This is a genomic window from Halosolutus amylolyticus, from assembly GCF_023566055.1.
GTDB classification, from domain to species: domain Archaea; phylum Halobacteriota; class Halobacteria; order Halobacteriales; family Natrialbaceae; genus Halosolutus; species Halosolutus amylolyticus.
Genome location: NZ_JALIQP010000008.1, coordinates 192,341 through 211,558, shown reverse-complemented (window position 1 = coordinate 211,558; position 19,218 = coordinate 192,341). Strand labels below are relative to the sequence as shown.

The window sequence follows — 19,218 nt, the reverse complement described above, 5'->3', positions numbered from 1 at the left end:
GCGTATGCCCCGCTGACCGCAATCCAGCCCACCTCGAGATAGCGCGTCACTCGGATAGCTCGTCGATCTTCCGACTGATCTTCGCGTACAGGTCGGGGGCGCAGTACCAGCCCGCGTCGACCATCTCGTCGATCGTCTCCTGTGCCTCGTCGGCGGTGAGGATGTCGTCGCGATGCAGTCGAAGCACGATATAGGCCGTCCCGCGGGTGGGAACGGTCTCGGCGCTCGCGACGGCCCGACCGTAGCGCTCGTCGACGATCGCCGTTCCGTCGTGCTGGTCGGCCAGGGCGAGGACCGAGGCGTCGGCGATGCTGAGACGGTCGTTTTTCCGCAGCCGTTCGAAGAGGACGGTTTGGTCGACTTCCTCGACCGACAGGAGCCCGTTTTCGATGACGTGCTCGATCCGTCTCGCGTCTGCGTGGCCTTCGTCGATTCCCGTCGTAACTACCTCTTCGTAGACGGCATTCGTAGTCACACACTCCGATCGGAGCGACTCGATGATCGGTAGTCGATCGACGGTGGCGAGATAGATAAGCGGCGTCGCGTCGAATACGTACATCGCTCAGAGCGCGTCGAGGTCGTCCTCGAGACGATCGCCGTCGACCCAGGTCACGTTGCGGTCCTCGGCGAGTCGTGCCAGTTCCCAGACCGACAGGTCCGCGAGTTCGGCTGCCCGGGAGAACGTTATTTCACCGGCCTCGAGTTTGTCGAGTGCGCGCTCCATGCGCCACTCTTCGAGTCCTTCGATCAACAGCTTCCGGACGGCCGTACTCCGATCGAGGTTTTCCTCCTCGAGATAGACCTCGAGTTCGGCCTCGAGGTCGTCCGGGACGCGGGCGGAGATGGTTCCCATGGCGTATACAATGCGTACAATGCACACAAACGTTTCGAATCCGCGCCAGAGCGACAGTCCCGCTCACCGATGATTCGGTCTCGCCATCGGAGCCATCCCGGCCCGGGGCCGATCGGAGCCTCGCCGCCAGCACAGTTATTACAGATCGATCGAAAGTCGCGGTCACTGATGGGTGTCGTCAACGTGACGGGGCTGCGGAAGTCCTACGGCTCCGTGGACGCGCTGAACGGGCTGTCGTTCGCGATCGAGCGGGGCGAACTGTTCGGTTTTCTCGGCCCGAACGGGGCCGGAAAGACCTCGACGATCCGGATCCTGACCGGCCAGATCGAACCGGACGCCGGGGAGGTCCGGGTGCTCGATACCGATCCGGCGGCTGAACCGATCGAAACGCGCCGACGGGTCGGCATCCTTCCGGAACAGGGGTCGCCGCCGAGTTTCCTCACGCCACGGGAGTACCTCGAATTCGTCGGCGAGGTCCGCGACCTCGACCCGGATCACGTGGCCGAACGGACGGACCTGTGGGCGGAACGGCTCGGCTTCCGGAGCAAACTCGACACGCTCACCACCGACCTCTCGCGGGGGCAACAACAGAAGGTGATGATCGCCCAGGCGTTCGTCCACGAACCCGACGTCGTCTTCATCGACGAACCGCTCGCGAACCTCGATCCGCTCGTCCAGGAACAGGTCAAGGAGTTTCTCGTCGCCTACGCGGCCGAGGACAACGCGGTCTTCGTCTCGACGCACGACATCGACGTGGCCGAAGAGATCTGTACGCGCGTCGGGATCGTCGCCGACGGCCAGCTCGTCGCCGAGCGATCGCTCGAGGGCGTCACGGAGCCGTCGCTGCTGGAGCTGTTTCTGGATCGCGTCACCGAGGAGGACGCTCGCGGTCTCCCGGCGGGTCCGGCAGTATGAGTCGATCGGCGCCCTCCCTGCGACGGACCAGCTGGACGCTCTTCCGGATCCTCGCCCGGGAGGAGTGGCGACTCCACACCCGGCTGTTCGGCGGCTGGCGGTTCGTGTTCTTCCCGGTCGTGGTCGCCGTCCTGGCCGGACTCGGCGGTGTCGCACTTCTCGCGAACGGAACCGCCAGGTCGACTGTCGTGGCCGGCCTCCACGTCCTCGCGCTCGGGTTCGGACTCTACAGCGGGACGGCCGGCTTCGTCGGCTCCGACATGCTGGAGAACGTCTTCGGGGATCTCTCGCTCGTCCTCTCGTCGTCGACGACGCTCCCGATCGGCCGGCGACACCTGCTCGCGCTCTTCCTGCTGAAAGACGCGCTCTTCTACGGCATCGTGTTCGTCCTCCCGATGGCGATCGGTGCCGGGCCGGTGCTCGGACTGACCGCGGCGACGCCGCTTTCCGTCCTGGCGCTGTGGCTGTCCCTCTCGATCGTCTTCGCCGCGGGGATGGCCGTCACTGTCGCGCTGATCGCCTGCCGGACTCGGGGCGTTCCGGCGTGGGCGATCGTTGCCGCGATCGGCGGCGCGGTAGTCGTGGCGTGGCTTACGGACCAGACCAGCGTGATCTCGGCCGTCCTCGTGCCGCTCGGTTCGCCGGCGATCGGCGGCGCGCTCGCCATCAAGACGCTGGTCGTCGCGACTGCCGCGCTCGCGGCGTACGATCCGACGTACGGCCGTCCCGCTCGCACCGCCGGCGACCGGTTCGCACGGACGAGCGACGTGGTCCCGTTCACGGCCGATCCGCTGGTCAGGAAGACCCTGCTCGACCTGGCCCGGTCCTCCGGCGGCGTCTGGAAGCCGGTCGTCTCCGCCGGCATCCTGCTCGCGCTCGTCGCCGCCCTGGTCGGCGTCGTCGACTCGATCACCGGCGTCGAACCCGCGCCGGGGATCTTCTTCGGCGGCGTGCTCGGCCTGTCGGCGTTCACGACGTACAACTGGCTCACCCAGTTCGACGCGGTCGAATCGTATCTCGCCTATCCCGTCTCCGTCGCGGACGTGTTCCAGGCGAAACGCGTCGCGTTCGTCCTCGTGGGCGGCCCGGCCGTCGCCGGTCCCTACCTCGCAGCCGTCGTCTGGTTCGAGGCAACGATCGTCGACGCCGCCGTCGGCGCGATCCTGCTCGCGGGCTACGCGGTGTACTACTACGGACTCACGGTCTTTCTCGCCGGCTTCGATCCGAACGAGTTCCTGTTCGACGCCGTCCGGTTCTCACTGTTCACCGTCGGCGTGGCCGTCCCGCTCGTCCCGACGCTCGTGGTGGGGTTCGTGCTCGTCCCACCCACGCTTCCGATCGGGGCCGCGCTCGCGCTCTCGGGGGTCGGGGTCGGGACGATCGGATGGGTACTCTCGAGTCGCGCGGGGCCGCGCTGGGAGCGGCGGTATCGGCAGGGGTGAGGATCGGCCCCGGATACTGGCGGTACCGCGTGTCGTCTCACGAACGTCGAACCGGTAGGACGATACTCCCGTACCTACGAGTAGCGTGCACCCGGATGACACGGACGATCCTGATCGCGGGCACGGCCAGCCACGTCGGCAAGTCGACGGTCGCCGCCGGTCTCTGTCGTCTCCTGGCCGATCGGGGCGTCTCGGTCGCCCCGTTCAAGGCACAGAATATGAGTAACAACGCCCGGGTCGTCGTTCGCCCGGACGCGGTGGCGTCGGACGACGCCGTCGATCGCTGGGGCGAGATCGGCGTCTCCCAGTTCGTCCAGGCCCGTGCCGCGAGGCTGACGCCGACGACCGACTGCAACCCGGTCCTGCTCAAGCCCCGCGGCGAGGGGGAGAGCCAGTTAGTCGTCCAGGGACGGGCCCACGAGCACGTCCCGCCCGGCACCTACTACGAGGAGTACTGGGACGACGCGCGAGCGGTGGCCGAAGCGTCCTACCGGCGGCTGGCGGCCGACCACGACGTGATCGTCGCCGAGGGAGCGGGAAGCATCGCCGAGATCAACCTCCACGATCGGGACCTCGCGAACGTCGAACTGGCCCGGTTCGCGGACGCCGAGATCCTCCTGCTGGTCGACATCGAACGCGGCGGCGCGTTCGCCAGCCTCTACGGGACGATCGAACTGCTTCCCGACGACGTCCGGGAGCGGGTCGTCGGCGCGGTCATCACCAAGTTCCGCGGGGAGCCGTCGCTCCTCGAGTCGGGGATCGCGGAGATCGAGTCCCGGACCGGCGTCCCGATCCTCGGCGTCCTCCCGTACGACGACCCCGGCCTGCCCGAAGAGGACAGCGTCGGACTCCCCGCGACCGACGAGCGAGCCGTGATCGGCGCCGACGACGGCGTTCCAGCCGATCGCCGCGTGACGATCGCGGTCCCGCGACTGCCCCGTATCTCGAACGCGACGGATATCGAGGCTCTCGTGGCCGAACCGGGCGTCTCGGTGTCGTACGTGCCGGTCGACCCCGATGGCGGCGATCCGACCGATCGACTCGCGAACGCGGACGCGGTCGTCCTCCCGGGGACGAAAAACACCGTCGACGACCTGCTCGCGCTCCGGGCGGCCGGGTACGACGACGCGCTCACGGCGTTCGACGGGCCGATCGTGGGCCTCTGTGGCGGCTACCAGATGCTGGGTCACCGGATCACGAACGCGTCTCTCGAGGGCACCGGGAGCGACGTCGGAACCGGGACGGACGGAACCGACGGTACCGGGACGGACGACGCCCGTGGTGCCGAAATAGACGACACGGTGGCGGGATTCGGCCTCCTGCCCGTCGAGACGCGCTTCGAGGGCGACAAACACCTCGAGCAGACGACGGTCCCCGTCGACGGATCGGCGACCCCGCTCCTGGCCGGTGCCGACGGGACCGCCTCGGGGTACGAGATCCACGCGGGCCGCACAGAGGCGCTCGAACCCGTCGATCGGCCGCTCGGCGACTCCAGCGCCGCAGTAGGACCCGTCCTCGGAACCTACCTCCACGGCGTCTTCGACAACGCGACCGTCCGGGAGGCCTTCCTCGACGCCGTCGCCGCGTCAGCGGGGGTCGATCGGCCGGCGGACGGGGCCGGCGACACCGCCGGGAGAAGCGCGAGCGAAACGCCGTTCGATCGGGCCGCGTCACTCGTGGGCGAGAACGTCGATCTCGCGGCGCTTGGGCTTCCGGTCCGGTAACCCGTCGTTCTCAGGTCGAGCCGTCCCGGTAGGTCCCGAGCAGTTCCTCGAGAATGATACACTCCTGGTCGGTCGCGTCGTAGTGGGTGTCGATGAACCGTTCCGCGGCCTCGTAGTTGCCCCGGAGCCCCTGTTTCCGGACCGTGATGACGGCATCGAGGAAGAAGGTGCCGCCGTCGGTACCCAGCGCCTTCGCGTGGTCCTCTTCGCTGATGTCGAGTTCGGACTTGATCTCGTCGAAGTTGAACGTCTTGACCTCGTGGTCGGCGTTGATCAGCGTCAGTACGTACTCCGCGGAGAACCGGTAGAACTCGGATTTGCTCTCGAACATACCGTCTTCGACGAGCGCGTCGATCTGCTCGACGACGTCGTCCGGGTACCGGACGGTATCCTTCGCCATGTCACCGAAATTGACGCTACTAGCTCATTATTGTTTCGGAGGTGTAGTACCGTTCACGAATCGACCGCCGATCGAGGGCGGTGACTCGGGTCCAGTCCGTCGGTCGCCCCGCGTATCGAGACTCGAAACGGAACGAACGTTGAAGGGACCCGCCTGCAGTCCTAGACACGAGTAGTCGTGTACGAGGCCGTCTCCGGACTCCTGTTCAGTATGCTCCCGTGGTGGCTCGCAGCGCCGCTGTTACAGCTTGTGGTGCTCGTGTTCGGGATGGCGCTCGACGAGACGTACGTCAACCGGGCAACCGTGCTGACGGCGGCGATCGCGGTCCAGGTTCACACGCTCGTCGCCGGCGACGTCGGGTTGCTGGTGGGGATCTACGCCGACGCGGGACTGGTCGTCGGCGCGTACGGCCTGTACGCCTACGTCGTCGACGCCTACGTCGCCAACTGGTTCCGGGTCCTGGCGTACTTCGTCTACTCGCCGCTGTCGGCCTTCCTGGTTATCCTGACGGCCGGGCCGACCCTGTTCGGAATCGAGGTCCTCTTCGTTCCGGCCCTCGTGCTGGCGGGGTACGGGAACCTCCAGTTGCTGGCGACGCTGCGGCCGACCGAGCCGTACTACTTCGGTCCGGACTCGCCCGCGGCGTTCGAGGCGGCCGTCGAGAGCACCGATGCGGACGACGGGACTGGATCGACGGCGGCGGACGAGTCCGACACCGGGTCCGAGTCGTTCGACGAACCGGACGTGTCCGGCGAGGGGGCCGACGCCGATCGTCCGGCCCCCGAACCGACCGCGGCCGGCGAGTCGACCGAACGGGGAATCCTCCCCGAGTTCATGCGACGACTCTGACCCGTCACTGCCCACCGGCGGCCGCGCCGATGGCTCGCGGGCAGACGCCCGACATCGCGGCCCCGCCGTCTCGTGGACCGCCTGGGTCCCGGTAGACCGGCCGACGCGATCGATCGGCGGAACTGGTCGACGAAATGACGAATAACGCCCTCGTAGCCGTTTAGCGTCCCCCTCCGGCTACCTGCGCACGGTACCGCAACTACCTGCAAATTTATTATTTATCGGGCGTAACAGTGAGACGCAATGGCAGACGAATCCGAACTTCGCGAGCAGATGATCGACGCGTTCGAAGGCGCAGACTACCCCATCTCGAGTCCGATGGACCTCGTTCCGGCACTGCCGAACGGGCCGGGGACGAAGTTCGAATCCGGTGATTACTCGATCACCGCGATGGAACTCAACACCAAGACGTCCGGCGGCGACTTCCCGTACGACGACCCCGAGACGTTCGTCGACGACATCATCGAGGACCTGAAAGAACAGGGCGAAATCTAGGTCCCGCTTCTGCGGTCGCGGACCCGCGATCCGGGTCACTCGACCGCCGTTCGCAACCCGGATAGCGGGGCACGGGCGTCGCTGTGCGGTGCGAGCGACGAACGTCGGGTCGTACCATCAGGTTTTTATTTTTGAGTATAGATAATGTAAAAGAGCACGAGTCCGCTGGGATCGGTGGGCCAGCGGACCGTCGAATCACTGCGTCGACCCCCGATCGAGCGGACTCTATGGCAGGAACGAACCGGGACGACTGGATCGTCGTGATTACGGGATCGGACGAGCGCCGGCGACAACTCGAGTCGGCGCTTCGAGACGAGACGTCGATGACCGTCACTGCACTGGCTCCCGACGCCGACTTCGAATCCCGTCTCGATTCGCCCCCGGACGACCCCGACCGGGATCCCACCGACCGCTCGCCGTCCCGTGAGGGTGGGGCGGCGACCTCCGTCGACCCAGCAGGCGTCGTCGTCTCGATCGATCGGCCGGCGGCGCTCCGGACCACGCTCGAACGCGTCCACGAGGTGGCCCCGTCACCCCCGACGATCGTCGCGCCACGAAACGGGTCTGAACGGGTGGCGACCGCCGCACTCCGGGCTGGCGCGACCGAATACGTTCCAGCCGAGAGCGACACGGAGACGCTCGATCGGATCGTCGCGACGATTCGATCGGAGCGCGACGCCGACCGGGAAAGCGACGTGGAACCGGAATCGACGGACGAGTGGCGCGTTCTCCGCAGTCTCGCCGACGAACTCCCGGACGAGGCCTTCATCATCGACGAGGACGGAACCTATCTCGACGTGAGCGTCCGTCGACAGGCCTCCGAGTTGTGTACGCTGTCTCGCGACGAACTCGTCGGGAGGAACGTCGACGAGGCGTTTTCGAGTCCCACTGCCGCACGACTTCAGTCGTGTATCGATCGGACGATTCGCGCCGGTGAAGCGCAGTCGATCGAGTACGACGTCGATACGAGCGACGGGAGACGCTGTTACGAAGCGCAGGTCGTTCCGATCGTCGACGAGATTTCGGAATCCGGTGCGGTCCTGTGGTTGGCACAGGACGTTACCGAGCGCGCCCGTCGCGTCCGCGAACTGCAGTCGCGGCGCGATCGACTCGAGACGCTCAACCGGATCAACGCGGTGATCCGGGAGGTGATCGAGACGCTCGTCGAGGCTCCCTCGCGGGACGCGATCGAACGCGAGGTCTGCGATCAACTCGTCGACTCGGAACTGTACTGTGGCTCGTGGATCGCCGAACGAACCGCCGATCGGCAACTCGCCTACCGGACCGGGTCGGGGAGTGCAAACGCAGTCCTCGAGACGGCCCGCGAACTCCCGGCCGATCGCCAGCCGTCTGTCCAGCGGGCGCTCGTGACCGGCGACGTACAGACGGCGAACGGGCTCTCGGAGACCGACGAACTCGCCGACCCGCTTCGGGAGGCTGCGGCCGAGGACAACGTGGCGTCCCTGATCGCCGTCCCAATCAGTCACGAGGACGCGACCTACGGGGTTCTCACCGTCCTCGCGAGCAGGGACGACGCCTTCAGCGAGCGCGAACAGGCCGAGTTCCGCCTGCTCGGCGAGACGATCGGGTTCGCCATCCAGGCGGTCAAGAACCGCCAGCTGCTCTTCGCGGACACCGTCGTCGAACTCGAATTTCACATCCACGGCGGCGACACGCTCTCGTTCGATCTCTCCGAGTCGTACGACTGCACCTGTTCGCTCGAGTGGGCCGGGACGACGGCTGATGGCCGCTCGTTCCAGTTCGTGACCATCGAGGGACTCGACGGCCAGACGGTGCTCGAGGAGGCGACCGATCACGACTCGGTCGAATCGTGTCGACTCATCCACGACGGGACCCGTCGCTGCACGATCGAACTCCGACTGTCCCGCTCGGGCGTCCGGACCCTCGCGAATCACGGGGCGACGATCCGGAACGTGACGGTCGAGGACGGCGTCGGCTCCATCCTGGTCGAGGTCTCACGGGACGCCGACGTCCGGGAGATCGCCGAGGCGCTGACCGCCGTCTACGAGAACACCGATCTGGTCGCCAGACGGGAAGTCGATCGACCGGTCCGGACGGCCGCCGAGCGCCGGACCCGCATCCTCGACGAGTTGACCGATCGCCAGTTGACCACGTTGCGGCTGGCGTACTACAGCGGCTTCTTCGACTGGCCGCGCGAGAGTACCGGCGAGGAGATCGCCGAGGCGATGGACGTCTCGCCGCCGACGATGCACCAGCACCTCCGGAAGGGACTGAAGACGGTGCTCGGGGAGTTCTTCGAGGACGGTAGCGGGACCGAGTAGCGGCCGGTTGCACGACTCGTCGGCGGTCTAGCGCCAGAAATCGCTTGTCCGACGGGAGCGGGAACGGTAGGTGGTGTGTGTTCGAATGGAGTCCCCGCCGTCGGACGGCCTTCGTCCGGTCGAAGGCACCGCGGGCTACGAACTCGACACGGAAAACGTTACCCACTGCCGAGTTCGGCGACGTTCCGTCCGATCGGCGTCGGTCATCCACGACCGCCCCGATCGGGACCGACGACCGTCTCGATCGGGCTCACGTCGGTTCGAACCCCGCGAGCGCCCGATCGAGCGCGTCGTCGAGACAGCCAGCATCGACCAGCGCCGCGACCGCCTCGAGGTCCGTGTGGATCGGCCGATCCGTCGTCAGTGGGGGAACGACGTCCCGGACCAGGTCCCGGACCGCGCTCGTGCCGGCGCCGTGCGAGAGGTCGTCCGCCGCGAAGGCGTCGTCGACGTATTCGGCCGCCTCCGTCCCGCAGACGAGTTCGGCGGCGACGATCGTCCGGGCGTTCTCGACGGCGGTTCGGGCGTTGAGCGCCGCCTGTGCGCTCATGCTGACGTGGTCCTCCTGGTTCCCGCTGACGGGCGTGTTGTCCGTCGACGCGGCCCCGATCGATCGCATCTCGTTGAGCAACGCCGCGGCCGTGTACTGGGCGATCATGTACCCCGATTCGAGGCCGCTGTCGGACGCAAGAAACGGCGGGAGGTGATCCTCCTGGAGGTTCGGATTGAGGAGTCGATCGATCCGGCGCTCCGCGATCGCGGCGAGGTCGGTCAGCGCGAGGCGGGCGTACTCCAGTCGCAGGGCGAGCGGCGCGCCGTGGAAGTTGCCACCCGAGAGGATCGCGCCGCGATCGGTGCCGGAGGCGCGATCGTCGACCGCGTCCGCGGGAAAGACGAGCGGGTTGTCCGTCGCGCTGTTCAGTTCGGTCTCGACGCCCGCACGGAGGTGCGCCAGTGCGTCCCGGACCGCGCCGTGGACTTGCGGCAGACACCGGAGCGCGTAGGCGTCCTGGACCCGATCGCAGTTGCGGTGGGCCTCGACGACTTCACTCCCGTCGGTGAGCCGCCGGATCAGTTCGGCGCTCTCGCGCTGGCCGGCGTGCGGGCGCACGTCCTGAATCGCGGCGGCCGACGTCGCCGTCGTCGCCAGCGTCGTCTCGGTCGTCAGCGCACCGGCGGCGTCGGCGGCGCGGACGAGTCGTTCGCCGTCCACGACGACCATGGCCGCGAGGCCGGTCGTCAACTGCGTGCCGTTGATGAGCGCGAGCCCCTCCTTCGGCGCGAGTTCGAGCGGGTCGCGATCGATCGCCGCGAGCGCTTCTTCACCGGAAATCCGGTGTGTCGTTCCGTCGCCGTCCCCCGGGTTTTCGGCGTCGACGATCGCCTCGCCCTCGCCGATCAGCACCAGCGACATGTGCGCGAGCGGGGCGAGGTCGCCGCTGGCGCCGAGGCTCCCGCGGGACTTGACGACGGGGTGGACGCCCTCGTTGCACATCGCCACGAGCGTGTCGACGACCCGCTCGCGAACGCCCGAGTAGCCCTTCACGAGGGCGTTGATCCGGGCGACCATCATCGCGCGGACCTCCTCGCGCGCGAGTTCCCGCCCCGCGCCGGCGGCGTGGCTCCGGAGCAGGTTGACCTGCAACCGTTCGAGGTCCTCCGGCGAGATTCGTTCGTCGACCAGTTCGCCGAACCCGGTGTTGAGACCGTAGACGGCGTCGCCGCTCTCGATCACCGATTCGACTCGCTCGCGGGACTCGCGCACCCGCTCGCGGGCCGACTCGGGGACGCTGGCCGTCGCGTCGTCGCGAGCGACGGCGACGACGTCGTCCGGCGTGAGGCTCTCGCCGTCGAGTTCGACGGTCGTCATCGATCGTCACCTCGCGATGACCCGGGCGCGTTACCCGTCCCAGGTGGCGTCGCGATCGATCGTGGCCCCCACGCGCACGACCGCAGAAGGGACATGCAGACCGTCTTCCAAGTGGGGATCGCATGCCAGACGCAGCAATCGTCGTGCTCGCAGGTACCGAAGCGCCGTCCGACCTCGGTCGCGTCGTCAACGCCCTCCAGGTCGTCAAGGAATTCGACGAGGCGGGCGACGACGTCCAGTTGATCTTCGACGGGGCCGGAACCCAGTGGGTCGGCGAACTCGAGGACGAGGACCACGACTACCACGCGCTGTACGCGACGGTCGCCGACCACGCGCAGGTCTGTGACTACTGTGCCGGCGCCTACGGCGTCGAGGACGAGGTCGAAGCCAGCGAGGCCGCCCCGATCGACCAGTTCGAGGGTCACCCGAGCGTCCGATCGCTCGTCGGCGACGGCTACGAGATCATCACGTTTTAGCCGGCCGTAATCGAGTCGTTCTCCCCGTTCGATCGCCCCCGCCGGGGCTCGCTCTTTCATCTCGTTCTGTCGGCAGTCCGATCGAACGGGTCCTGCCGATCGCGTGACGGTGGTCATGGGTCCACCTCGACGCCCGCTTTGATGACCGTGTCGACGGCGGACGTATCGAACCGGTACGCGAGGTGCGCGATCGACGGGGCTTCGAGCACCACGGCGTCCGCCGGCGCGCCCTCGCGGAGGGTTCCGGTCCCGTCCTCGCGATCGATCGAGAGCGCCGCGTCGTGGGTCGCCCCGCGAAGCGCCTCGGCCGGCGTGAGCCCCATCTCGACGGCAGCGAGCGTCTGGACGAACTCCATCGTACGGGCGTGACAGTTCGGGTTGAAGTCCGTCGCGAGCGCGACGGGTGCGCCCGCATCGAGGAAGGCCCGGGCGTCGGCGTACGCCTCGCCGAGGCCGAACGCCGTCGCGGGCAGGAGCACGGGAACGACGTCGGCCGCCGCGAGCGCCGCCGCATCTTCTTCGGTCGCGTGGAGCAGGTGATCCGCGCTCGCGGCTCCGAGGTCGGCGGCCAACTGTGCTCCGCCGAGGCGGGTGAACTCCTCCGCGTGGATCTTCGGGGTGAGCCCGGCCGCTTCGCCCGCCTCCAGCACGCGCCGCGACTGGGCGACGTCGAAGACGTCGGCCTCACAGAAGACGTCGCAGAACTCGGCGATCCCCTGCTCGGCGACGGCCGGAAGCTGTTCCTCGACCACCCGGTCGACGTACTCGTCGGCCTCCCGCCCCTCGGGCACCGCGTGGGCACCCATGAACGTCGGCACGACGTCGATCGGGTGCGCGTCGGCGACGCGATCGATCGCCTCGAGCAGTCGCAGTTCGGTCTCGGCGTCGAGGCCGTACCCCGACTTGACCTCGACAGTGGTGGTCCCGTGGGCGAGCATGACGTCGAGGTGTGCGCGCAGGTTCTCGCGCAGGGTCGCGTCGCTGGCCGCCCTGGTCGCACGGACCGTCCGCAGGATGCCGCCGCCCTCCGCGAGGATCTCCTGGTAGCTCTTCCCCCGGAGTTTGGCCGTGAACTCGTCCGATCGATCGCCCGCGAAGACGGCGTGGGTGTGCGGATCGACGAACCCCGGGACGACCGCGTTCCCGCCGGCGTCGATCGCCGTGGCGGCGCTCTCGGGCGGATACTCGCGCGTGATCTCGTCGGTCGGTCCGACGGCGACGACTTCGCCGTCGATCGCGGCGAACGCGGCGTCCTCGCGGATCTCCAGCGGTCCGTCGGCCGCCCGGTCGCCGATCGCTCGTGAGCCGTCGCCGGCCCGCGATTCGTCGGTGCCCGCGGCGGGACCGACGACGAGTTCGCCGGCATCGTAGACGACGCAGGTCCCGTCGTCGGCCGGATCGTCGCTCGACGGCGTGTCGGCCCCGCTCATCGTCGTCCCTCCACGTAGCCGGCGAGTGCGTGGGCCACTGCCCGCGCCGCGGCGTCGACGGTCAGCCCGTCCCGATCGAGCGGCGGGGCGCACTCGACGACCTCGACGCCGGCGAGCCGATCGTCGCCGGCGAGGACTCGGAGACAGCGGAACAGTTCCCGGGACGTGATCCCGCCCGGCGTCGGCGCGCTCACTCCCGGTGCGGCGCTCGCGTCGAGCACGTCACAGTCGACGCTGACGTAGAGCCGATCGACGTCGTCCATCGCGTCGAGCGCCCGCATCGTGGCGTCTACGGGATTGTCTTCGACCTCCTCGGCGGTGACGATCTCGCCACCGCGTTCGCGAACGAACTCGTGGTACGCCGTCGAATTCTCGAAGTGTCGCGCGCCGAGACAGGCGTACCGATCGAGACCCGCCTCGAAGAGCTGGCGGTAGGGGGTGCCGCTCGACGGGCCCGCGCCGTTCCTGACCTCGCGCACGTCGAAGTGGGCGTCGAGGCTGACCACGCCGACCGACCCCCGATCGAGCAGGGGCGCGACGTTTGGATACGTGAGCGAGTTGTCGCCGCCGAGGAAGACCGGGAGCGGGTCGGCATCGTGGACGCGATCGGTCGCCGTCCGTACGTCGGTCTGGACCGCGCGGACGGGTCGATCGTCGTCACCGCGCTCGTGATCGTCGGCCGCGACCAGCGAGCAGAGGTCCCCGAGGTCGCCGATCGATCGGACCGGCCCGCCGTCGACGTGGTGGGTCTTCGTCCGCGCGAGCGAGCGGCGGATCTCGACGGGGGCCTCGCGCGCTCCTCGGCGGCCGATGACGGCACCGTCGTAGGGTTCGCCGACGAGCACCGCGTCGACGCCGGCCTCGTCAACTCGGTCCAGCGCCACGTCGGCGACGACGTGGCCGAACAGTTCGTCGTTCGGATCGGCCGATCGCGCCGCGCCGTTCCACCCGCCGGCGTCGGCCCAGTCGGGATGAGTGACGAACGTCGCCCCGTTCACCGTCATTCGCGGTCCTCCATCGGGACGTGTACGCCCGACTCGCTGGCCTCCTCGATCGCGGCCTCGTAGCCGGCGTCGGCGTGGCGGACGACGCCCATTCCCGGGTCGGCAGTGAAGACGCGGCGGGCTTTCTCCGCCGCGAGGTCGCTCCCGTCGAGGACCACGTGGTTGTTCGCGTGGATCGCGTTACCGATCCCGACCCCGCCGCCGTCGTGGACGCTCACGATGTCCGCCCCCGCCGCACAGTTGAGCAGGGCGTTCAGGATCGGCCAGTCGGCCACCGCGTCGGAGCCGTCTTGCATGGCTTCCGTCTCCCGGTTCGGACTCGCGACCGAACCCGCGTCGAGGTGGTCCCGCGTGACGACGATCGGCGCTGCAATCTCCCCGTCGGCGACGAGGTCGTTGATCCGGAGCGCGAAGCGTGCGCGCTCGGTAAGTCCGTCGGGATCGTCGCCTGACTGGTATCCCAGCCAGCACACCCGCGACGGGAGTCCCTGGAACGCGACGCGTTCCTGTGCGAGATCGATCCAGCGGTGCAGGTGCTCTTTCTCCGGGAACAGCGCTTTGACCGCCTCGTCGGTCCGGTGGATGTCCGCCGGCTCGCCCGACAGTGCGACCCAGCGGAACGGTCCCTTCCCGCGGCAGAACAGCGGCCGGATGTACGCGGGGACGAACCCGGGATAGTCGAACGCCGCGTCGTGATCGCAGTGGTCGGCGACCTGTCCCCGGATGTTGTTCCCGTACTCGAACGCGATCGCGCCCGCGTCCTGCATCTCGAGGATCGCGTCGACGTGCCGTTCCATCGTCGCGAGACTCTCCGCGACGTACTCGTCGGGATCGTCCTCTCGGAGCCGATCGGCCTCCGGGACGGTGTAGCCGGACGGGTAGTACCCCTCGAGTTCGTCGTGGGCGCTCGTCTGGTCGGTCACCACGTCCGGGACGAACCCCCGATCGAGCATGGCTTCGAGCATGTCAGCGGCGTTCACGTGGACGCCGACGCTGTAGGGTTCTCCGGCCTCGGCCGCGGCTTCGGCGCGTTCGATCGCCGCGTCCAGGTCGTCGGTCTTCTCCTGGCAGTAGTCCGTCTCCAGACGGCGATCGATCCGCGCTTCGTCGACCTCCGCGGCGATGCAGACGCCGCCGTTCATCGTTACCGCGAGCGGTTGCGCGCCGCCCATGCCGCCGAGGCCGCCCGTGACGACGATCTTGCCCTGTAACCCCTCGGTGTCGGGGTAGTGCTGGGTCGACAGCTCCGCGAGCGTCTCGTAGGTCCCCTGGATGATCCCCTGCGTGCCGATGTAGGCCCACGAGCCGGCGGTCATCTGGCCGTACATGATCAGTCCCTTCGCCTCGAGTTCGTGGAAGTGTTCCCAGTCGTCCCACTTGCCCACGAGGTTGGAGTTGGCGATCAACACGCGTGGCGCTCGCTCGTGGGTTTCGAACCGGCCGACGGGCTTGCCGGACTGGACGAGTAGCGTCTCCTCCTCGCCCAGGTCGCGCAGTTCCGCACAGATCGCGTCGTAGGCGTCCCACGATCGGGCCGCGCGACCGGTTCCCCCGTAGACGACCAGGTCTTCGGGATTCTCGGCCACCTCGGGGTCGAGGTTGTTGTTCAGCATGCGTAGCGCGGCTTCTTGGCGCCAGCCGCGACACTCCCGATCGGTCCCGGTCGGCGCGCCACGGTACTCGCGCCACTGGTCGCTGGGCTCACCGATCGGCGAGTCGCGGGAATCGGACTCCTGCATGCGTCGGAGTTCGTCACTCAGTTCCAAGGCCGTGTGGTGGGCATGCGCCTATGCTTTTATTACTGGCCGCCGATATCGACCCCGTGCACGAGGTCACCTTTCGCCTGTCGGGAACGGGCGGCTTCGCGGCGATCACCGACGAGTTCGACGCGACGATCGCGCTCTGGTGTAACGACCACGCAGACCTGTTGCGCGTCCGCGGGTCGCCGGACGACGTCGATCGGATCTGCGACCGCGTCGACGAGATCGCGGGCGTCGACGACGCGCTGGTGGCGGGCGATCGCGCGGTCGTCGTCACGACCGACTGCGTTCGCGGGACGGACGAACCGACCGTCGACGCCCACCTCGCCGACAGCGGGTGCGTCCTCCTCCCGCCGCTTCGGTACGAGGCGGGCACGCGGTGCTGTCGCGTGCTCGCGCTGTCGGCCGATCGGCTCACGGCCCTCTACCGGTCGCTCCAGGACGCGTTCGACGTGACCGTCGCCGAGAAGCGCGCCCTCGACCCGGACGTCGACGGGGTGGCGGCCGAGTCTCCGCTCGGACTCGATCGCGTGTTGCCGTCGCTCACGAAGCGCCAGCAGCAGGTGTTCACCCTGGCCGTCGAGCGCGGCTACTACCAGTCGCCGCGGGAGACGTCGATGGCGGCCATCGCCGAGACCGTCGGGATCGATCGGCGGACGGCGGAGGACCACCGCCGCCGCGCGGAGGCGAAACTGTTCGACGCCGTCGTCGCGTACTACCGGCGAGACTGACGATCCGACCGGACCCCGTCAGTACCCGGTCGTCGACGGTCGCCGATCGTCGGACCGGATATTCTGGTAGAACGCGACCGAGTACGTCGCGTAGAACGCGCCGCCGATCGCAACCGCGACCAGATACGCGACCCCGGCAGCGACGAGCACCGGAAGCGAGAGTTCGGGAACGGGTACCCCGGTCGACTGGTCGGCGGTGAAGAGGAACGACGCCCCCACGCCGACGCCGCCGAGGATCGCACTGCCGCACAGAAGAACGGCCGTGTAGCCGACGACGCTCAGGATGTTGTCCCGGACGAGACCGACGCTCGTCTTGAAGCCGCCGACGAGATCGGTATCGCTGAGGACGATCGCGTGGGCGTAAAACTGGACGAAGAAGGTCACCAGCAGGTAGCCGAGGAGCGCCACGAGCCCGAAGAGCCCCAGCACTGCGAGCACGGCGATTCCCGGCTCGCCGCCGCCGGCGACGACGCTCACGCCGCCGATCAGGATGCCGAAGAAGACGAACATGCCGAACGCGAAGTTCACCGCGAGCAAGACGAAATACGCCAGCAGCAAGGAGACGTAATTCGACTTGCCCGATCGGAGGAGCGTTCCGAGGGTCGTTCGGCCGGCGATCGCTTCGCTGGCCATCCCGATGACCCCGCCCTGGAAGAACGGCAGCAGAAAGATCATCAGACCGGTCACCCCCAGCGAGACTGCAGTCGCCAGCAGCGGATCCTGTTCCTGCAGGGCCAGTTGTGGCAGCTGGACGAGCCCGTAGAGGCCCGTAATGACCAGCAGGATCGGGTTCCGAACCACGCCGCTAATCGCAGGCCGAAGGGATTGCAGAGCGGACATACTCTTGATTCAAATCTACAATACATAAGGGTGTATGAACTTCCGGAGTGATTGGATCCGAACTACGTGCCGACCTCTTCGATGATCCGGCGGCGTTCAGGCAGTCGTGATAGTCACGGAATCTTAAAGGTCTCGTATGTGAACCCGAGCACCGATCCGGTCATCCGCTCATCGTTCGACCGGGAATGAATGGTGTTTCGACGTAGGCGACGGCCGATTCGACGTAGGCGAGGGCCGACGGCGTGGCTGGAGGTGACCGACGCGTGTCAGTGAACGTGCCGGTCGACGCGCTCTTCGCGGGGTCGAACGGCCGATACTATACCGAGTGGCAGGTGCGGAGACGACTCAGTACCGGGGAGTGGAACCGGTGCATGCGACAGCGATCGCCGGAGCGACGACTCGTCGGGACCGGCGACGGTGCCCTGCTCATGCTCGTCCCGATCGACCCGGACGAACTGCCGGGATGGGCGGAGATCCGCGTCGCCGGACGGGGCGTGCGCGTGGTGGACACGCGGCGGCCAATCCCGGAGTGAGTGTGTCGGACGGCCGCCCGCGCCGACTGTGGCCCTCGGCGGTCCGTCACGCTCATCCCATCGCAAACGCTTTTCAGCGATCGCTCTCACCGTAGGCGTATGACCGTCGAACACGACGCGGGCGCGGCGGTGCTCGCCGTGCGCTGTGACGCGCTCGCCGGACCGGCCGGCGGCCCGCCTGCGGCGGAGCGACTGGCCGACGTTCTCACCGTGTTCGACCCCGATCTCGTCGCCGTCGTCCGCGACGGGATGGACGTCCGGACGATCAGCCGACTTCGCCGGGCGTTCGACGGACCGGTCTTCGATCCCGGCGGCTCCGCGTCGGCTCGATCGGAGACCGTCGACGGCGTCACGATCGGGTTCGCCTCGCGACTCGCCGCGCTCTCGGACGCCGATCCGAACGGTGGCACCGCGACGGAGCCCGAGGTCCCTGCGGACGCCGACTACGTCGTCTGTGACGACGTCGAGACGCGGGCCGACGAGGTCGCCATGGAAGCTACCCTCGAGGGTCGCGACGTGATCGCCCGCTACCAGGCCCGATCGGCGACCGAGACGACGTTCCTCACCGGATCGCTCCCGGCGAATTACGCGCACGTGTGGACGGCGACCGCCGATGGCCGGGACGTTCGACTCCCCGTTCGGGGGCTCGGGCCGATACGCCGATCGGGGGCGCCGGAACTGGCCTGTCTCAGATGCGCCACGGATGGTGCCGTCTCGGTCTCGTCCGTCCCGGCGGATCGGTTCGGTCTGCAGGCTCTCGACGGCGTCGGGCCGACGACGGCGCGCCGACTCCGCGATGGGGGGTTCGACTCCCGGGCGGCCGTCGCCGACGCGTCGCCGGCGGCGTTGCGATCGGTCCGGGGCGTCGGCGACGCGACGGCACGAACGATGCGGGCCAGTGCCCGCGCGCTCGCCGACGGGCGGGTCGTTCGCCGCTCGTCGGAGCCCGTTCCGCCGGCGGAGCGAGAGCCGCTGTTCGTCGACATCGAGACCGACGGCCTCTCGCCGACGGTGATTCCCCTGATCGGCGTCTACGACCCGGACCGCGACGCATACGTCGACTTCGTCGACACGGAGCCGTCCCGCGAGGAGCCCGGCGCGGCGACGCGGGCGTTCCTCGAGTGGCTGGCCGCCGAGTACGATCGGCCCGCGATCGCCGCCTGGAACGGGTACGAGTTCGACTACAAACACCTCGATCGGTTCGTGAATCGCTACGCGCCGGCGTTCGCCGAGTTCTGGCGCGAGGACGTGCGCAGGTGCGATCCGTACGACTGGGCCGTTCGACAGGACCACGCCCACCTGCCCGGTCGAACGAACCGACTCGAGGACGTCGCGGGGGCGATCGGGTGTGACCGCGGCGCCGCCGCCGGCGCGATCGATGGGGCGACGGTCGCCCGGCGACTCCGCCGATCGATCGAGTCGCCGGATTCGATCGCGATCGACTGGGAGGCGATCAGGCGGTACTGCGAGGCCGACGTGCAGGAACTGGCGGCGGTCTACGACGCGATCGCGGCCGCCGAGCCGGCGGCTGACGAGTCGATCGACTCACCAAACGGCGACGAGCCGACACAGACCGGACTGGGTGACTTCTGA

General features: G+C 68.3%; 18 protein-coding genes. 10 read left to right on the top strand and 8 right to left on the bottom strand.

Translation table 11 applies throughout. The features are described 5' to 3' along the window. Positions 1–46: 46 nt before the first annotated feature. Together MUN73_RS22415 and MUN73_RS22410 are read right to left on the bottom strand one after the other, a co-directional pair. On the bottom strand, positions 47–559 hold the full coding sequence (locus MUN73_RS22415) for a PIN domain-containing protein (protein ID WP_265339350.1): 513 nt from the start codon (positions 557–559) through the stop codon (positions 47–49). Between the two features lie 3 nt (positions 560–562). After that, a complete protein-coding gene (locus tag MUN73_RS22410) occupies positions 563–853 on the bottom strand; it encodes a UPF0175 family protein (RefSeq protein ID WP_250142741.1) in 291 nt (96 codons plus the stop codon). Positions 854–1,021: 168 nt separating this feature from the next. Here MUN73_RS22410 and MUN73_RS22405 point away from each other — a divergent pair, with 168 nt between their 5' ends. From MUN73_RS22405 to MUN73_RS22395, 3 genes are all read left to right on the top strand, one after another. Further along, on the top strand, positions 1,022–1,768 hold the full coding sequence (locus MUN73_RS22405; RefSeq protein WP_250142740.1) for an ABC transporter ATP-binding protein: 747 nt from the start codon (positions 1,022–1,024) through the stop codon (positions 1,766–1,768). Next, positions 1,765–3,210 carry a hypothetical protein gene (locus tag MUN73_RS22400; RefSeq protein ID WP_250142739.1) on the top strand — a complete coding sequence of 482 codons (1,446 nt, stop codon included), beginning with the start codon at positions 1,765–1,767 and terminating at the stop codon, positions 3,208–3,210. The genes MUN73_RS22405 and MUN73_RS22400 overlap by 4 nt, the downstream gene beginning before the upstream one ends. Before the next feature lie 95 nt (positions 3,211–3,305). Then, a complete protein-coding gene (locus MUN73_RS22395; protein WP_250142738.1) occupies positions 3,306–4,934 on the top strand; it encodes a cobyric acid synthase in 1,629 nt (542 codons plus the stop codon). A 10-nt stretch (positions 4,935–4,944) separates the two neighbouring features. Here MUN73_RS22395 and MUN73_RS22390 read toward each other — a convergent pair whose 3' ends face one another. Continuing rightward, complete coding sequence (locus MUN73_RS22390) at positions 4,945–5,334, bottom strand: CopG family transcriptional regulator (RefSeq protein ID WP_250142737.1); 390 nt, start codon at positions 5,332–5,334, stop codon at positions 4,945–4,947. A gap of 177 nt (positions 5,335–5,511) precedes the next feature. Here MUN73_RS22390 and MUN73_RS22385 point away from each other — a divergent pair, with 177 nt between their 5' ends. From MUN73_RS22385 to MUN73_RS22375, 3 genes are all read left to right on the top strand, one after another. Continuing rightward, a complete protein-coding gene (locus MUN73_RS22385; protein WP_321575783.1) occupies positions 5,512–6,183 on the top strand; it encodes a hypothetical protein in 672 nt (223 codons plus the stop codon). Positions 6,184–6,426: 243 nt separating this feature from the next. Continuing rightward, positions 6,427–6,678 carry an MTH865 family protein gene (locus MUN73_RS22380; protein WP_250142736.1) on the top strand — a complete coding sequence of 84 codons (252 nt, stop codon included), beginning with the start codon at positions 6,427–6,429 and terminating at the stop codon, positions 6,676–6,678. A 227-nt stretch (positions 6,679–6,905) separates the two neighbouring features. Further along, entirely contained in the window at positions 6,906–8,981 is a 2,076-nt protein-coding gene (locus tag MUN73_RS22375; protein WP_250142735.1) for a bacterio-opsin activator domain-containing protein, read from the top strand. Between the two features lie 250 nt (positions 8,982–9,231). Here MUN73_RS22375 and hutH read toward each other — a convergent pair whose 3' ends face one another. Beyond that, the gene (gene hutH / locus MUN73_RS22370) at positions 9,232–10,851 is read right to left on the bottom strand and encodes a histidine ammonia-lyase (RefSeq protein WP_250142734.1); all 1,620 of its coding nucleotides are present in this window, start codon (positions 10,849–10,851) and stop codon (positions 9,232–9,234) included. Positions 10,852–10,973: 122 nt separating this feature from the next. Here hutH and MUN73_RS22365 point away from each other — a divergent pair, with 122 nt between their 5' ends. Next, entirely contained in the window at positions 10,974–11,327 is a 354-nt protein-coding gene (locus tag MUN73_RS22365) for a DsrE family protein (RefSeq protein ID WP_250142733.1), read from the top strand. A 113-nt stretch (positions 11,328–11,440) separates the two neighbouring features. On the opposite strand, the gene hutI is transcribed toward MUN73_RS22365, so the two are convergent. From hutI to hutU, 3 genes are read right to left on the bottom strand one after another with little or no spacing between them, the layout of a single operon-like run. Further along, the gene (hutI, locus tag MUN73_RS22360) at positions 11,441–12,757 is read right to left on the bottom strand and encodes an imidazolonepropionase (RefSeq protein WP_250142732.1); all 1,317 of its coding nucleotides are present in this window, start codon (positions 12,755–12,757) and stop codon (positions 11,441–11,443) included. Then, entirely contained in the window at positions 12,754–13,761 is a 1,008-nt protein-coding gene (hutG, locus tag MUN73_RS22355; RefSeq protein ID WP_250142731.1) for a formimidoylglutamase, read from the bottom strand. The genes hutI and hutG overlap by 4 nt, the downstream gene beginning before the upstream one ends. Continuing rightward, positions 13,758–15,500, bottom strand: coding sequence for a urocanate hydratase (gene hutU / locus MUN73_RS22350; protein ID WP_250142730.1), 1,743 nt, complete (start codon positions 15,498–15,500; stop codon positions 13,758–13,760). The genes hutG and hutU overlap by 4 nt, the downstream gene beginning before the upstream one ends. A gap of 83 nt (positions 15,501–15,583) precedes the next feature. Between hutU and MUN73_RS22345 the strand changes: the two genes are divergently transcribed. Beyond that, positions 15,584–16,252 (top strand): helix-turn-helix domain-containing protein, encoded by a 669-nt coding sequence (locus MUN73_RS22345; protein ID WP_250142729.1) that lies wholly within the window; start codon positions 15,584–15,586, stop codon positions 16,250–16,252. 18 nt (positions 16,253–16,270) lie between these two features. On the opposite strand, the gene MUN73_RS22340 is transcribed toward MUN73_RS22345, so the two are convergent. Further along, a complete protein-coding gene (locus MUN73_RS22340) occupies positions 16,271–17,092 on the bottom strand; it encodes a DUF7847 domain-containing protein (RefSeq protein WP_250142728.1) in 822 nt (273 codons plus the stop codon). A gap of 263 nt (positions 17,093–17,355) precedes the next feature. On the opposite strand from MUN73_RS22340, the gene MUN73_RS22335 reads away from it, so the two are divergent. Together MUN73_RS22335 and MUN73_RS22330 are read left to right on the top strand one after the other, a co-directional pair. Further along, a complete protein-coding gene (locus tag MUN73_RS22335; RefSeq protein WP_250142727.1) occupies positions 17,356–17,625 on the top strand; it encodes a hypothetical protein in 270 nt (89 codons plus the stop codon). 99 nt (positions 17,626–17,724) lie between these two features. Beyond that, positions 17,725–19,218, top strand: a complete 1,494-nt coding sequence (locus MUN73_RS22330; protein ID WP_250142726.1) for a ribonuclease H-like domain-containing protein — start codon at positions 17,725–17,727, stop codon at positions 19,216–19,218.